The organism is Larkinella sp., assembly GCF_965227735.1.
GTDB lineage: Bacteria > Bacteroidota > Bacteroidia > Cytophagales > Spirosomataceae > Larkinella.
Genome location: NZ_OZ245776.1, coordinates 2,078,578 through 2,094,778, shown reverse-complemented (window position 1 = coordinate 2,094,778; position 16,201 = coordinate 2,078,578). Strand labels below are relative to the sequence as shown.

Below are 16,201 nucleotides of genomic sequence, written 5' to 3'. Positions count from 1 at the left end.
CCTTGTCAACTGGGCAAAAGTGCGTTTTTGCCCGAAAATTGACTGTCAAATTTGGGACATCTAACTGTAGAACTAAGGGAAAGGAGTGAATGTATTTTGCTAGAACAACAAATCCCGGTTTTTGCTAATATCTTTGAATTACGACCCCATACATATACCATTTCTGGTCAAAATAGCCGATGAACAAGAAATCAAAAGATTTCAGCACTATCAAAAACACCATCACCGGAAAAACCATCCGTGAAATGACCTGGGAGGAAATTCTAGGCTTGCCCACGGAACGACTGTCGCAAGAGGAAGCCCTGCGTCGAATGAAAGAAGCCCATCTGGAAGCAAAGCATAAAAAGTAATCCCGCATGGTGTTGATTATCTTTCATTCAACTTTTTAACTTCACACCCCAAACTCCCCAATCCGCCCCCGCAAATACCCCCGAAACTCCTCCGGTTCATCGATTCGGACCTCTCCCGGAATCCCGAGTACGAACCGCCCGATCCCCCGAAAATCCCGGACTTCACCTTTGAAAAAATAGGGGAAACCGGTATCGTTACGCTTACCTGTATACGCACGTGCCAACGGGTAGTCTTCAATTAACAGGCGATAGGCCCGATGGGTGAGCGACAATTCGACGGTTTTTTTCTGCGGCCCCGCCCAGCCGAACAAATCCAGCGGTTCACCGGCACCCCGGTAGTGACAAACCGTGTCCACCTGAATTTACTTTATTCATGTATATTTAAATTTAGGATGACAATAGGCATGAATAACTACGGGACAGCTTCCACACCTGACCCGATTTGTCGGCCAAAATACTGATCCCGATGAAAGCTGATGACAACTTAAAACGGTTTCTGGACGCTCAACAACCGGTTTATTTCCAGGCCCTGAACGAAATCAAAATTGGCCGGAAGCAAGGACACTGGATGTGGTTCATTTTTCCTCAACTTTCGGGCCTGGGCTTTAGTGAAATGGCCCGGTTTTACGCGATTCACAACCTGGAAGAAGCCCGGGCGTATCTGGATCATCCCGTTTTGGGGAGTCGGCTTATTGAAATTTCCAACGCCCTGCTGGGAATTGTAGGAAAAACCGCTAACCAGATGCTGGGCAGTCCGGATGATTTGAAACTTCGATCCAGTATGACCTTATTCAGTTTGCCGAAAAACACCAACCCGGTATTTCAGCAGGTTTTGGACAAGTACTTTAGCGGCTTGAGGGATCCCCGAACCCTGGAACGGATTCAGGCCAGCGAAGGATAGCAGTCACCGGCGCGTTTCTTATTACAAATCGGAGACGGCGAGCCCAACCAAAATTGTAAAATTGGGTCGATAAAATCATATTTTCTATTATTTTTATTTAATTTAGCGCCAATTCGTATGGCTATACCTAAACCGGAACGTATTGTATGCCTGCTGCTGATTTGTTCAAGAACTACGATGAGAAAGCGCTTTGGGAGGCACTGGCCCAGGGAAATCAACAGGCATTTGAAATTCTATACCGCCATTATTTTAAAATATTGGTTAATTACGGCTCCCGATTAACATCCGATTCCTTGTTATTGGAAGATGCCATCCAGGACTTATTCACCTACCTCTGGCGCCGAAAAGTACAATTAGCTGCTGTTGCTGAACCCAAATTTTATCTGCTGACCGCCCTCCGAAATCAATTGAAGCGAAATACCCGAAACAGCATTTTTGATGAAGCTGAAGATATTGATGAATTTCTGGACTGCTTAGTTTCCCTCTCAGACGAACAAACAACCGTTGAACAGGAAACGGTTTTTGACCGATCCCGACAAATACAGGGTGCGATAGCGCGATTAAGTCCACGTCAACAGGAGGCCGTGAATCTTCGCTTTTTTCACGGGATGAACCTTGATCAGTCGTCAGAACTGATGGGCGTTTCCAAACAGGTTGTCAGCAATCTCCTCTTTAAAGCCTATTCGATGTTACGGATCATTCTGAAAGGCGTGTTTTCTCTCTTGACCCTACTTCTTTCTCCTTTATATCCGTAAAACCGCATTAACGCATTATTCCAGTTCAGGTGTAAAAAGTGTCCGAAGAGTTTTTTTATAGAAAAGAGGGAAATATTTCAATTCAGGTGATTAATTTCTATAAAAATGCGACTCTGTATAGTAGAGAGGGACCTAATTGGTGAACCATGCTGTACAACGAGTTTACATTGCAGGATTTTTTGAACGATGACGCGTTTGTCAGGTGGGTTCTCTATGATGAGCAGGACGCATACTGGCAGCAGGTGCGGCAGGATTATCCGGCCAAACAGGAAATCATTCAGGGAGCGGTTCAGCTCATTCAGCAAATTCAACAGGCGGAGGTCAACCGCAGTTTACCCGTCGATGAAGAGAAGACCTGGAAGCGAATCCGTTCAGCGACCCTCGATGCGGATCCGTTGGTGGGATGGCCCCGAAAACGTCAGTGGACCGGGGTAGCGGTTTTATGCACCCTGGCCTTGGTTTTTATCATCTGGAACTGGGTTGATCAATCTACCTCAAAAACCGTTTACACGAAGCTCATCACAAAAGCTGCCGAAAAAAACACGTTGATCGAAAAGGTTAATCGGAATGATACTCCCCTGGAAATCAAGCTTGAAGATGGAAGCGTCGTTTACCTGAAGAAGAATAGCCGGTTCAGCTATCCGGCCCATTTTACGGCCCAATCGCGGGAAACTTTTTTAAGTGGGGAAGCCTTTTTTCAAATTGCCCCCAATCCTAAAAAACCGTTCTATGTCTACGCCAATGAGTTGGTGACCCAGGTCCTGGGAACGAGTTTTGACATTAAAGCCTTTGATGACGACCAGCAGGTTGAGGTCAAAGTACGCACCGGACGCGTGTCGGTTTACAACCAGAAACCGATTCGATTAGTCAGTGACGAACGGCAGAACCTCGTTCTGTTGCCCAATCAACAAGTCATCTTCAATCGCCAAACCGAAAGGCTTTCGAAGCAATTGGTTGCAGAGCCCCTGCCCGTTCAACCGCTTGCTGCGAGTGAAAAGCAATACTTTGAGGAAGTTCCGGCTACGACGGTTTTAAAGACCTTGGAGCGACGCTACGGCGTTCATATATTATACGATGAAGAGCTGCTTTCCCACTGTATTATTACGACCACACTCAGTAACCAGCCCCTGAAAGACCAGTTAGAAGTAATCTGTCAAACAATAGGGGCTACCTATACAGAAATGGACGCTCAGTTAGTCATTGAGGCTACGGGCTGTCCGTAATTATACGACCACCTAATGGCATCCTAAACCCTGAAATCTTATGCGATAAAGCATTCCAATCCCACTTACAAAAAAAAGAGAAGATGCTGCCACACCTTCTCTGGAATTTACCAGCACTTATCCAGTAGCTGATTGCAATTGTCATGTCCTGATTAGAACAAAACCAGTCAAAAGTATGTCAAAATCTTTTACCAAAAAAGAGGTTTTCACGCTCATGAAAATCACTTTAGCCCAATTAATTCTCGTAGGGGTGATTGCGTGCAATGCACTCGCCTATCCCGTTGTAGCCCAGGAGCTACTGAAGGAGCGGGTTACGGTCAGCTTAAAAAACAGTAACCTCCGGTTATTTCTGCGAAGCCTCGAACAGCAGGTCGACGTCGTTTTTTCTTACCAGAAAGGCGTGATCGAATTAGACGAAAAACTAAACCTGACGATCCAGGGAGAAACGGTCGATAACGTTCTGAAACAGGTCTTGACACCTCGACGTATACACTATAGGGTTATCAATAACAACCAGGTAATTTTAACGCGTGTTGGGGAGGTGAAGAGTGAGCAGGGTAAGATCGAAACAACGAATTCAATTGAATTTCCGAATCCCGAGAAGGTGGACCGAATCATTACCGGCCGGGTGACGGACGAGAAAGGCGAGGCATTACCGGGCGTCAGTATTCTGGTCAAAGGAAGCCAACAGGGTACCACGACCGATGCTGACGGTAAATTCCGCCAATCGGTCGTGGATGGTAACGCCGTTCTGGTTTTTTCGTACGTCGGATACGTCAGTCAGGAGATAACCGTCGGCAATCAAACCGCCATCAACCTGACGCTGAAAGAAGACGCGAAATCGCTGGAGGAGGTCGTGGTGACGTCGTTTGGAATTGAACGGGAAAAGAAAGCCTTGTTTTATGCCACCCAGGAGGTAAAAGGTGCCCAGCTCACCTCAGTGGGGAATCCCAATGTGCTGAATAGTCTTCAGGGAAAAGTGGCCGGGGTATCGGTCCGTCTGAACAGCGGGATGCCCGGCAAAGCACCCCAAATCACGATCCGGGGGAATCGCTCCATTACGGGCAACAACCAGCCGCTGTATGTCATTGATGGCCTTCCCGTCGCGGGCGGGGTTCGGGTCAATGACCTGAATCCCAACGACATCGAATCCATGAATATTTTGAAGGGACCGGCGGCTTCGGCACTCTACGGTTTGCGGGCTTCGAATGGTGTGGTGGTGATCAAAACGAAAAGTGGTGGCCGCTCGGGCAAGCCAACCCTTAGTTTCGACACGCATTTCAATGTGGACCAGGTGGCCCGTTTACCTAAAATGCAGGATGTATATTCCCAGGGCTTAAACGGAAAATTCGATTTGAACCAGATTTGGACCTGGGGTGCCAAAATCGATGGAATCGGAACTTATACCAATGAGTTCGGGGAGCAGGAAGTGGCCCGTGCGTATGACAACGACCGGGATTTTTATCAGCGCGGCCATACGGTTTCCAATAACCTGTCACTGGCCGACGGTGGGGAGTATGGCCATTTCATGATCGGAGCCGGGCAGACCAGTCAAACCGGCATTGTTCAAGGCTCGGGGCTGAAACGCTACAACATCAAGTTCAATGGAGAGATGACCAAAATCAAAAAGGTGACCGTAGGACTTTCCCTGAACTATTCGGATTTAACGGTGGATGATTACCCGGAGCTGGGAGGCAACGACAATTATTTTCGGGGACTCACCGACGTGCCGCCCTCCTACAACCTGAAAGGGAAACGGTATGCAAGCCCTGCCAATCCGTATCAGCAGGTGTATTACCGGGCTGGGCAAAACAATCCCTACTGGGTGGTAAACCACAACTCGCGCCAGAACAAAACCAACCGGACCTTTGGTAACCTGCTTTTTCAGTATGACATCCTGCCGGAACTGTCGGTTACCTATCGGGTTGGAATGGATTACTTCAGCACCAAGGAGGTCGATTTTCAGGAGTTGGGGACAGCAACGCGGGGCCGCACCCTTCCGCCGAGTGGCGGTAGCGTGACCATCAATAACGGCAGCCAGAACCAGATCAATTCCAACCTGTTTGTGACCTACGACAGGAATATTGGCGAAAAACTGAATCTGAATGTCATTGTGGGGAATGAACTCTATGACATCAACAGCAGCAATGACCGGACGGCAGGATCGGATTTTGTAACCGGTGGTTGGGCCAATCTCAATAATGCCACCAATGTGGTCGGCAGCAACTCCATATCAAGACAACGGGTAGTGGGGTTTTACGGAAACCTGAATCTGGGGTGGAACAAGCTTCTTTTCCTGAATGCCTCGGGCCGGAACGATGTTGCCTCCAACATGCCCACCGGCAACCGCTCGTTTTTTTATCCGTCCATCGGCGGCAGTTTCATCCTGTCTGATGCCTTGTCCCTTCAAAAACGGACGGTTTCGTTGATTAAATTACGCGCTTCCTACGCCGAAGTAGGGCAGGTGGGGCCGGTTTTTGTCAACAATGCCGGTTTTGTAAAAGGGAGTCCGGGCGGTTTTGTTTTTCCCTTTAACGGGCTGACGGGTCTCACCCAAAGTTCGACGCGGATTGACCCCAACCTGAGACCGGAGAATACAAAAACCATCGAGCTGGGTGCCGATCTGAAGTTTTTCAATGACCGGATTTCGCTGGAATACACCTATTTCAATTCCAAATCCGATGGACAAATCTACAGCGTTCCGGTGCCGCTTTCCACCGGTGCTTCGGCGGAAATCCGCAATGCCGGATCAATGTTGTCCAAAGGTCACGAAGTGGTGTTAGGCCTCACCCCGGTCACGACGTCTGCCTTTACCTGGGATCTGGGAATTAACTTTACGTCGTTTGATAACACCGTACAAAGTCTGGCGGAGGGTGTCAATCGGATCGTTTTGTCTGACCCGATCGTAGCCGAAGCCGGTTACGCCTATCCTTCCATCTACGGCCGGTCGTACCTGCGGGACCCCGCCAGCGGGCAACTCGTGATCAACAATGACCCCAGGTCGTCGACCTACGGTTTTCCATTGACCGACAACAACCTGAAGGTAATTGGGAGCACGGTGCCGGATTTTGAACTGAATTTTTCCAACAGCTTACGGTACAAGAGCTTGTCGCTGAGTGCGCAGCTCGATTGGCGGCAGGGGGGCGTTTTCTGGAACCACGGTTTGGCCGAAGCCAACTGGCGGGGGCTATCGGCGGGAACACTGGATCGGGAGCAGGATGTCGTGCTGGAGGGTGTGCAGGGACGCTGGAACGGAACCCAATTGGTAGTAGAAGGCCCCAACACCATTAAGATCAAGAAAGAATATCCTTATTACAGCCAGTTGTGGACCAATTATGAGTCACAGTTATCGGATGCTTCCTTTGTACGGTTGCGCGAGTTGACGCTGAATTATGCATTACCAGTGTCGAAATTAGGCTTGAAATGGGCGAAATCCCTGTCGGTTTATTTGTCAGCGCGAAATGTATTCCTGATTTCCGACGCTTTCTCGGACCCTGAAGTGAATTTCAGTGAGGGAGGAAACAACGTCGCCGGATACGGTCGCAGCGGTATTACTCCTCAGACCAGAAGCTTCGGTGGAGGCCTTAAAATTTCCCTATAATTAAAAACCGGACGCCATGAAATTATACAGACTAGTGATTGCAATTGCCATGCTACTGGCTACGATGGGTTCCTGTTCGGAGAGCATCATGAATGAAATTGACAAAAACCCCAACCAGGTGAATGACGCCCCGCTCAACACGCGTTTACCGCAGGCAACGATGGGTTACGTCAAAGCCGTCGCGGGGAGTTCGTCCAATCGTTTGACCTCTTATTACATTGAGCACCATACCAATGTTCTGGGCATGGGCGGCATTTATAACACCATGACCTCCTACAACTCGGGAGGCTGGTCGGGGGCTTATGCGGCTCTGAACGACATGAAGCTGCTGAAGGAGAAGGCGGTGGCCGCAGAGGCCTGGGGTTATGCGGGTATCGCGGACGTTCTGACGGCTTACTCATACGCTAACCTGGTGGATTTGTACGGTGACATTCCGATGAGCGAAGCGCTGCAGGCCGGGGTCATTCGTCAGCCGAAGTTTGACAACGCCCAGGAGGTCTATAAAAACCTGCAAGCTATTCTGGATGAGGCCGTTGCCAATCTGGACAAAGGAGCAGCCGCCCCGGTCAGGCCGGGCAGCGACGACCTGGTTTTTGCCGGTAATATGGCTTCCTGGAAAAAAACCGCCTATGCGTTAAAAATCAGGCTGTTCAACCGGTTGAGCAATATCGACCCCGCCGGGTCAGCCAACAACGTGTTGAGTCATCTCGATAAGTCATTTGCCAATGATACAGAAGGCTTTGTTTTTAAGCAGTATGCCGATAACCGCAATTACGAGAATCCCTATTCCGGGGCCCAGCAGTCACAACCCGAATTTGCGATGGGCAACGGTATTTACAACGCGCTGGCGTGGTTCAGTTCGGGCACGAATGTGGAAGATGATCCGCGAACCGCTATCTGGTTTTCACGAATCAGCGGAGCCATAAAACCGGCGCCGAACGGACTCGCCGGTGGCGATTTTGGGGAGCCCCGGTTGGATGGCCGGTTTTATTCAAAGCCCGCCGTTTTAAAACTGCTGAATTCTCCACAGCCGCTGGCCACTTATGCCGAACTGAAATTCATTGAAGCAGAAGCCCAGTTGCGGTTAAACAACCGAACAGCCGCTTATGCCGCCTATCAAACCGCCGTGCAGACGGCCTTGAAACAAGCGTCGCTTTTCAATCCGGCAACCGCTCTTTCCACCGAAAAAATCAATGCGTACCTGGCTTTGCCGAAGGTGTCGCCAACGGCCGCCCAATTGACGCTCCGGCACATCCTGTTGCAGAAGTACATTTATCTGTTTTACGATCAGCCCCTGGAGGCCTATAATGATGTTCGCCGGGAGTTGTTTATGACGATTACGGATCCGAGCGGTTTAGCCAACCGGGTGCCCTATCCGGATTCGGAAATTACCAGAAACCCGCAAGTTCCCAGGAATGTCAACCTCACGACGCTTTTTGACTCCTCAACCAAATTGTTTTGGGCAAAATGAGCAGAAGCGGTTTTAAGGAGGGGCGGGCCGGAAGTCTGGGCAATAAGTGTTCATAAAACCGGTCAATGAAACGGATGAATACCAGTTGTTAAATGGATGAAACAACATCATGATGGAATTGAACCGGCGATCTTTTATCAAAAAAATGGGCGTGGGGGCCGGTTTGGTGGCGCACAACTGGCCATCCGCCAACGCGTCTGTCGTTCCGAACACCGATGATCGGATTCGTGTGGGTCTCATCGGTGCCGGTGCCCGGGGGAAGTGGCTTGCCAAAATCGCGTCGTCTCTGCCCGCATTCGATGTCGTCGCTTGTTGCGATCTTCTGGAAGCCAATAGCGAAGCTTGCCAGAAAGAAATGGGGAAAAAAGTCGCCGTTTATGGCGACCACCGCCCAATGCTGGACGATAAACAGGTGCAGGCGGTTATCATCGCGACGCCACTTTTTCTCCATTTTGAAATGGCCAAAACCGCCTTGCAGGCCGGGAAACACGTGTACTGTGAAAAAACCATGACGCACAACCGAACCGATTCGTTCGCCTTAAGGAAGCTGGCGGCCAACTCACCGTCCGTCTTTCAGGTCGGTTACCAGCATCGGTTCAACCCGGTTTATGCCGAAATCAAGTTCCTGTTGGAAAAACAATATTGTGGCCGGATCGAGCGGGTGGAATGCACCTGGAACCGTCACGGTGATTGGCGAAGGCCCTTGCCCGCCGACGTGTCGTTTCGGGGCAATGCCGATTATCCGGACCTGGAACATTTGATCAACTGGCGCATGTATCAAAAATACTCGGGTGGGCTGGTGGCGGAACTCTGCTCGCACCAGATGGACATCCTCAACTGGCTGCTCGACGACAAACCGGATCGTATCACCGGCCTTGGCGGCATCGATTATTGGAAGGATGGGCGCGACACCTACGACAATGTGCATTTACTGGTGCAGTATACCAAAGGGGTAAAGGCGAGTTTTACGTCCCTGACGACGAATGCGTGGCAGGGGTACTCCATCCGGATTCTGGGCGATAAAGGGTCGATAGAGGTGATGGGAGAGGATGGGCATCGGGCGAAGATCTATGCGGAGAATACAGAGACGGAAAAAGCGGTCGACGGGGTGTCGGGCGCTACCAAATTGGCCTGGGATAATCACGAAGGCGTTCCCATCCGCGTAAAAAATCCGGCCAGAGACGATACACTTCCCACGGAAGGAGCCCTGGCGCATTTTGCGATGTGCATCCGCGAAGGGAAAAAACCTTTCTCCAACGCAGAAACCGGGCATCGATCAGCGGTATCAGTCGACATGGCCAATGAAGCCATCCAAAAAAACGCAATCATAAAGTGGTCAGATTCGTATAACTAAACAGCTTGCTAGCATGAAAAGAAGAGAATTGTTGGGCCTTGGCATCATGGGCTCAATGCTGCCGGTAGCATCCTCTACCGGACTAACCTGGGGTCACGAATCGGGTAAAAAAGGTGCGTCCGTTTTTCAGGAACCTTCCAAAAAATTAACCGTGGTGGAAGACGTTGACGTGATTGTCTGTGGCGGTGGCCCGGCCGGCGTGGCTGCGGCCATTGCCTCGGCCCGGAACGGAGCAAAAACGAGACTCATTGAGTTCCACGGGTGCCTGGGTGGAATCTGGACGGTGGGTTTGCTGAGCAACCTGATCGAACATGAAAATAAGGGCGGAATAATGCAGGAAATCCTCGATGCACTGACTCAGTCCGGCGCGCAGGTATCGGCAACCAACTATGACGCCGAAGCGATGAAAGTAATTCTTGACCAGTTGTGCAAGGATGCGGGAGTTGACGTCAGACTGCACACCCGTGTCGTAGCGGCTTATACCAACAGTAAAAAAAGGCTGGAAACGATTGTTACCGAAAGCCAGTCGGGACGGGAAGCCTGGCGGGCCAAGACGTTCATTGATACCTCCGGAAATGGCGATTTGGCGGCCCAGGCCGGATGTAGTTTTGTGAAAGGGCATCCAAGCACCGGTTTGGCGCAACCCGCATCCATGATGGCCATCCTGACCGGAATCACCAAGTACGACATGGTGCGTAGTAACCTGATTAGCCAGGCGGGGGTAAAGGGTTCGCAACATAAAATCAATCTTCGCGAAGAGATCAGGAGCGTCGGCATGGACCCCTCGTATGGAATGCCCACCCTGTTTTTGATTCGTGATGATTTGTTTGCGATGATGGCGAATCATCAGTACAACATGAATTCGCTGGATGCACAGGACATCACCCAGGCAACCATAGAGTCTCGTTTGGAGGTCTATAACATGGTCGACAAACTTCGAAAAAAAGGCGGTATCTGGAGTGATTTACGAATCGTGGCCACGTCGGAGCAAATTGGCCTGCGAGAAGGACGGCGGATCAAAGGTTTATACACGGTCAATCGGGAGGATCTTATCAAAGGCTCGCGTTTTGACGACGCGGTTTGTCGGGTGAAGTTTGCCGTGGACATCCATTCTGTGGATGGGAAGGGTGATAAAGGGTACGGCAGTGAGGGAATAAAAGTGCAGCCTTATGACATTCCCTTGCGCTCGCTGATTGCCAGCGAAGTAGGCGGATTAATGATGGCTGGTAGATGTATCAGCGGGGATTTTTTCGCCCACGCCAGCTATCGCGTAACGGGCAACGCCGTCGCTATGGGGGAAGCCGCCGGAAAAGTAGCCGCGAAGGCATCTCTCACCAATCGATTGGCGCATGAAGTGCAATGGAAGGAAGTAAACAAGGCCTAAAACAGAGAGGATTGTAAACTTTTGTTGGTACCGTTTCGAAGATTAAATGACTTCTAGAAGTTGATGGTTTTTGAGACGGTATCCATTAATTGATTGTCTAGCGCCCAATGTTCGTGTAATCTTAATTATGAGTGGGATGAAAATGGCGGTGGATGCCAACACATAAGCAGGTACGAAGCACGGCTTTGTAGCCCAAATAATTGCCGTTGTATACCTGATTGTCAAAGGATCCAGGCCAAGGTCCGGATTTGGCTGAAATCAGACAGAGGCCGACCTTTTGAAGTGGAGTTTGACTAGCGTCCCGTCCTGGTGTTCGTAGGTCAGAATACCACCGAGCTGGATGGCGAGCAAGTCCACTAACTGTTTCCCGAAGCCCGTTTCTTTAGCGGCCTCGGCGGGCTGTTTGCCAATACCATTATCGGCCACTTGCAGCAGCAATGAATCGTTGTCCATCCGCGTCAGACTGATGCGAATGGTGCCGTTGTTCTTGCCGACAAACGCATATTTAAGCGAGTTAGTCAGTAACTCGTTCGTTAGGAGTCCTACTGAAATCGCAGTGTCAATATCAAGCACCAGTTCAGGCATCGAACAATCGATGGTAATGCGGCCGGCAGCATCGAACGAATGGAGGATGCTTTCGCTCAGGTTGTTAAAATAATCGTGCATTTCGATCGCCCCTAATTGGTTTCCCTGATAAAGTTTCTGGTGGATGATACCCATGCTCTGCACCTGATTCTGACTGGTCTGCATGGCTTCCTTTACGTTGGGGTCAGTAACTTTAGCCGACTGCAACGCCAGCAAACCCGACACCACGGCCAGATTATTCTTGACCCGATGATGGATCTCTTTCAGCAGGAGTTCGTTCTGGGCGTTTTTTTGAGCAATCTCGTCGCGCTGCTGTTTAATGACTACCGCTTCCTGCAAGGCCAGCTCACGAGCTTGTTCCCGTAGACGGGCCTTCATCAGGTACCAAAAACCGAGTAACAGAAACAGTGCATAAACCCCATAAGCCCAGGGGCTTTGCCACCAGGCCGGGCTGATACCGATGCGCAGGGGTATTGCCAGTTCACTCCAGACCCCGTCGCTGTTGCGGGCTTTCAGGTGAAACAGATACGTTCCTGGCTTCATCTGGGCAAAATTGACTGTGTTTTTCAGGCCGATGCTTACCCATTGTGGTTCGTCCTTCGGTCCGGTCAGGGAATAGGAATAGTCACGACTGCTGGTGTTACGGTAATCCAGCAGCGCAAACTTTAGTTCTAAGGTGTTTTCCCGGTGCGACAATGCCAGCTCATTGGCTCGCCAGCGATCCGGGGGCAGAAGACGCATGGTTTGCGTCCCGTCGATGTCGAAGCAGGAGACTCCAACCAGCCTCAGGGGCGACGAAGCTTTGGGAATGATCTGGGCGGTGACGTTTGGCCCAAACCGCCGTAAATAGGTCTGACAACCGTAATATACTTCGCCGGTTTTAGGCAGTGCTATAATGGGCGTTGAGTAAACCGAGTTGCCGACAAACTGCGGAAACGTGGTTACGCGCTCCGTAAGGGGGTCAATACAGGATACCACCTGATGTTGGTTGAACCAGATTTTGCCAGTCCTGTCGAGGGTAGCGTGGGCAAAATAATCATCCGTAAACCCGTTGGTGATGCCATATTTTTTGAATCGCCCCGTTTTGACCGACAGCTTCTGTAAGGGAGCTGCATACCCACTCGTTACCCACACATCGCCCTGCTTATCAATCAGGGGCGCAAAGGTGTAGTTACTGGCCAGTCCATAGGGGTCGCCTTGCCGGAGCACAAACCGCTGTACTTGCCGGGTTCGTTTGTTTACCCGGCTAAGGCCGTGAGCGGCTCCGCACACCCACACCGTGTTGTGCGCATCGACCGCAATCTTTTGCAGCGTGTTCGACAATAAACTATTGGCATTGGTAGGGTCGTTTTTCCACTGTTCATAGGTACTCACCAGCCCTGTCTCGACCGATAAGCTGCCCTTTGGAATGCGGAAAAGTCCTTTCCCCCAGGTTGAAATCCAGAGGTCATCATCCCGATCAAGGGCCGAAGCGATGGCATTCGGGATCGTATTACGACCAGTCTTATCTAAACGGACGGGTGTGAGACGACCCGTTTTTTTGTCGTAAACGAACAGGCCAGCCTCCGCGCCTACAAGCAGGTAGCGATCGGAGCTGGTTCCGGTTGCAGCTGGCAGTGGGCAGGTGAAATAAGTAAAGGGTTGTTTCAGTACAATCTTCATCGCTTCCTGGCCCGGCCTGGATTGGCCCGGCCTGACGTGGCCCGGATTATAGCGAATCAGCCCCAGATCGGTACTAATCCAGATGAAACCGACCGAGTCGGGCATCAGACCCTCGGTCACGGGCCGGGCTGGTACTGCACCGGCAGACGCGCCGGAGGGGATGTCCAACGTCGGCAGTTGAATATTGGGATGACTTTCCTGGCGGGGGTCGAAAAAAAGTGGATTTTTGTCGCTTGTTCTCTCCAGCCAGATTAACCCCTGTTTATCTTCATACAGCGTTACCAATTCTTTGAGTTGTTCCCCATTGCTGATGGCTACGGGCGTGCATTGCTCCACGACGGTCCGGTCGGCTGATATGCGGAAGATGTCGTTGTCGCAGCAAAGCCAAAGCCGCCCCGCCCGATCTTCCAGAATCACTTTTGGAAACGGAATGGGTTTGCCGTCGGCCGTTCGCCTATCGAACCAATTGATCTGCCCGGTTTTAGGATTAAAAACCCGCAACCCGGTTTGGTCCGGAACACCCATCCAGATCAGGCCCCGACGATCTTTGCAGAGGCCATTAATCACATTGAGACCGTCAGTGGCGTTAATGACGGGCACCCCTAATTTATTTACAGTCGGAAAGCACCGCCAACGGTTACTGGTTCGGTCAAACTGCTCGAACCCGGCCGTTGTGCAAACGTAAACATCGCCCGGCCTGGATTGGCCCGGCGTGGCCCGGCCCGGCGATTCCACCAGAATAGGCGACAGCGGATTGCCCTGCAACTGCCCTGACTCGCCTGGTTTGGGCAAAAAACGGACAGTAAGGCCCGTTTTGGGGTCGAACCGATTCATGCCCCAATCGCTCCCGATCCAGAGATAACCGGATTCATCGCGTTGAAGAAATCGGAGCTTATCTGAAGATAAACTGGTTTTGTTGGTAGGCAGGTGGTGAAAATGGGCCACCTTGCCCGTTTGCTGATTGTAGGCATTCAGGCCCCCGTCGCGGGTGGTTATCCAGAACGTGCCACGCTCGTCCTGAACCATATCCGCCACCCGCGCCGAGGAGAGGGAGTTCAAATCCACCGGATTGGAGCCCACCGTTACGATCTCATGGCCGTCGTACCTGCTGAGGCCATTGCCGCTGACGAACCAGAGAAAATCGTCGCGGTCGGTAAAGAATCGATGGATGGTTAATTGATTTCGGTTGCGGCCCAGCGTCTCTTTGGGTGGTTCGTTGAAGTAAAGTACCGTGGATTGTGCCTGCCCGACGGACGCGGACAGGCACAAGAGCAGGAGGAGCCACCTAAATACAACGTATCCATTCATGTTGACCGGTTTGTTAGCCCATTCTACTTCACTTGTCCTTCTGATCTTCGTTGTTAATATCGCGGATGCAGATGAATTTTCCGTCGCGTTTTTCAAAAATTCCCATGTACTTGCCGGTGCTCACTACGTTACCAGCCGCGTCTTTGATCGTTGTCTTACCGACTTCGGTCACTAGTTTGTCATCGCCGTATACGTCCATCGTCTCGTAGGAAACCGTTGTCCCGGCCTTGCGCGCTTTCATACTTTTGAGCAACACCTGCCGGATTGCAGCCTTTCCCACACACATGGGTTCGTCATCGGCCATTTCTATGGCATCGTCTGCATAGAGTGCCATTATTTTGTCAATGTCCTTGACGGTTGTGGCATTGGCCCATTCGGTTTCAATGGCTTGAATCTCCGTTTTGATGGCGGCCATATCGGGTTTAGCAGCTACCTGCTCAGTGGTAGCTTCTTTTTTGGCGGGGGCGTTGCAACCAGTAACGCAGACAGATGTCATGGCAACAACGGCCAGAAGTAGGGTAAATGGATTTGTTTTCATTGGGTTTTTGATGGTTAGACGATTAAGGCACCCTCACCAAGCGACGGTAGATTTCAACGGCTTTAATTTTCTCGTACACCGTACCCAGTTTTTTATCTGCTTCCTGAAACGATTTGTCGTCGTGGATTTTCTGGTACGCGTTGGTATTGGGCCAATTGCCCTCGAAGTAGTAGCGGTATTTGTCGGCTCCTTTTCCTTCTACTTTGTAGAGTGTGTATCCGGCGTTACTGTAGCCCAGGCGTTTAATGACCGTGTTCATCTCGCCAATCATCGTCGACAGCTGGGCCTCCGTTACACCCGCTGGCATATCGAAAAGGTGGATACTTTTGAGTTGAGTCGTTGACGTTTGCTGAGCCTGTGCAGAGGCCGACATGCCGAGGCTAACCAGCAGCCAAAGAGAAGATAGGGTAATCAGGAGTTGTTTCATGGGTTTGATTGTTTGGTTTGACTGGTTTAAGATCGATTCATTAGCCGCATAGGCTGGCCTTCTCTATGTTTATATATTCGGATTTATGTAGTGCCGTCGGTTAAATCCAATTCCATAAACAACAGATAGTCTTTAAATTCGGCGGGAATTTCCATTTCCGGATACGCTTCAATGTCACGGAATCCAACACTTCTGTACAAGGAATGAGCTGCTTCCATAAACTTGGGACTGTCAAGCCGAAGTTTTTTATAACCGACTTTTTTCGCTTCAAGTAGAAGTTCTTGGAGGATCGCTCGTCCAGCCCCAATTCGTCTGATAGCTGGATCAACAAACATTCGTTTTATTTCACCGATATCGGAGTTGATCCGTTTCAGGCTTCCAAGTCCACATAGTTTACCGTCATAACTAACCAGGATTAGCTGTCCGTAAGGCGGTTGAAACTTGCCAATCTGTTGGATGTCCTGTTCAACCGCTTCCTGGGGATTATGGGGATGCACGCCGTAGAGTTCCTGCATTTTGTCGTTCCCCCAAACTAAATAGTCAAACCATAATTTTTTTACGGCTTCCAGGTCGTCAGGAATGACAACCGTTCTTGTTTTTACTTTTTCACTTTTGTTCATTTCCTGACTGGGTTTTGATTGT

The 16,201-nt window shown here is 50.5% G+C and carries 13 protein-coding genes; 8 read left to right on the top strand and 5 right to left on the bottom strand.

Going from position 1 to position 16,201, the window contains the following annotated elements; all coding sequences use genetic code 11:
- Positions 1-179: 179 nt before the first annotated feature.
- On the top strand, positions 180-350 hold the full coding sequence (locus ACO064_RS07935; RefSeq protein WP_421826854.1) for a hypothetical protein: 171 nt from the start codon (positions 180-182) through the stop codon (positions 348-350).
- Between the two features lie 41 nt (positions 351-391).
- Here ACO064_RS07935 and ACO064_RS07930 read toward each other — a convergent pair whose 3' ends face one another.
- Positions 392-706: a hypothetical protein gene (locus ACO064_RS07930; RefSeq protein ID WP_421826853.1), complete on the bottom strand. Its 315-nt coding sequence runs from the start codon at positions 704-706 to the stop codon at positions 392-394.
- 110 nt (positions 707-816) lie between these two features.
- Here ACO064_RS07930 and ACO064_RS07925 point away from each other — a divergent pair, with 110 nt between their 5' ends.
- The 7 genes from ACO064_RS07925 to ACO064_RS07895 all read left to right on the top strand — a co-directional run bounded on the left by ACO064_RS07925 (position 817) and on the right by ACO064_RS07895 (position 11,039).
- Positions 817-1,251 (top strand): DUF1810 domain-containing protein, encoded by a 435-nt coding sequence (locus ACO064_RS07925; protein ID WP_421826852.1) that lies wholly within the window; start codon positions 817-819, stop codon positions 1,249-1,251.
- Between the two features lie 146 nt (positions 1,252-1,397).
- Positions 1,398-2,006 carry an RNA polymerase sigma factor gene (locus ACO064_RS07920; protein ID WP_421826851.1) on the top strand — a complete coding sequence of 203 codons (609 nt, stop codon included), beginning with the start codon at positions 1,398-1,400 and terminating at the stop codon, positions 2,004-2,006.
- 146 nt (positions 2,007-2,152) lie between these two features.
- On the top strand, positions 2,153-3,229 hold the full coding sequence (locus tag ACO064_RS07915; RefSeq protein ID WP_421826850.1) for a FecR family protein: 1,077 nt from the start codon (positions 2,153-2,155) through the stop codon (positions 3,227-3,229).
- Between the two features lie 214 nt (positions 3,230-3,443).
- Positions 3,444-6,830, top strand: coding sequence for a SusC/RagA family TonB-linked outer membrane protein (locus ACO064_RS07910; RefSeq protein ID WP_421826849.1), 3,387 nt, complete (start codon positions 3,444-3,446; stop codon positions 6,828-6,830).
- A gap of 16 nt (positions 6,831-6,846) precedes the next feature.
- Complete coding sequence (locus ACO064_RS07905; protein WP_421826848.1) at positions 6,847-8,301, top strand: SusD/RagB family nutrient-binding outer membrane lipoprotein; 1,455 nt, start codon at positions 6,847-6,849, stop codon at positions 8,299-8,301.
- A gap of 109 nt (positions 8,302-8,410) precedes the next feature.
- The gene (locus ACO064_RS07900; protein WP_421826847.1) at positions 8,411-9,655 is read left to right on the top strand and encodes a Gfo/Idh/MocA family protein; all 1,245 of its coding nucleotides are present in this window, start codon (positions 8,411-8,413) and stop codon (positions 9,653-9,655) included.
- A gap of 13 nt (positions 9,656-9,668) precedes the next feature.
- Positions 9,669-11,039: an FAD-dependent oxidoreductase gene (locus tag ACO064_RS07895; RefSeq protein ID WP_421826846.1), complete on the top strand. Its 1,371-nt coding sequence runs from the start codon at positions 9,669-9,671 to the stop codon at positions 11,037-11,039.
- Between the two features lie 258 nt (positions 11,040-11,297).
- On the opposite strand, the gene ACO064_RS07890 is transcribed toward ACO064_RS07895, so the two are convergent.
- The 4 genes from ACO064_RS07890 to ACO064_RS07875 all read right to left on the bottom strand — a co-directional run bounded on the left by ACO064_RS07890 (position 11,298) and on the right by ACO064_RS07875 (position 16,179).
- Positions 11,298-14,594 carry a histidine kinase dimerization/phosphoacceptor domain -containing protein gene (locus tag ACO064_RS07890; protein ID WP_421826845.1) on the bottom strand — a complete coding sequence of 1,099 codons (3,297 nt, stop codon included), beginning with the start codon at positions 14,592-14,594 and terminating at the stop codon, positions 11,298-11,300.
- A gap of 28 nt (positions 14,595-14,622) precedes the next feature.
- On the bottom strand, positions 14,623-15,132 hold the full coding sequence (locus ACO064_RS07885; RefSeq protein WP_421826844.1) for a YybH family protein: 510 nt from the start codon (positions 15,130-15,132) through the stop codon (positions 14,623-14,625).
- Positions 15,133-15,154: 22 nt separating this feature from the next.
- Positions 15,155-15,559, bottom strand: a complete 405-nt coding sequence (locus ACO064_RS07880) for a hypothetical protein (RefSeq protein ID WP_421826843.1) — start codon at positions 15,557-15,559, stop codon at positions 15,155-15,157.
- 83 nt (positions 15,560-15,642) lie between these two features.
- The gene (locus ACO064_RS07875) at positions 15,643-16,179 is read right to left on the bottom strand and encodes a GNAT family N-acetyltransferase (RefSeq protein WP_421826842.1); all 537 of its coding nucleotides are present in this window, start codon (positions 16,177-16,179) and stop codon (positions 15,643-15,645) included.
- Between the last annotated feature and the right edge of the window lie 22 nt (positions 16,180-16,201).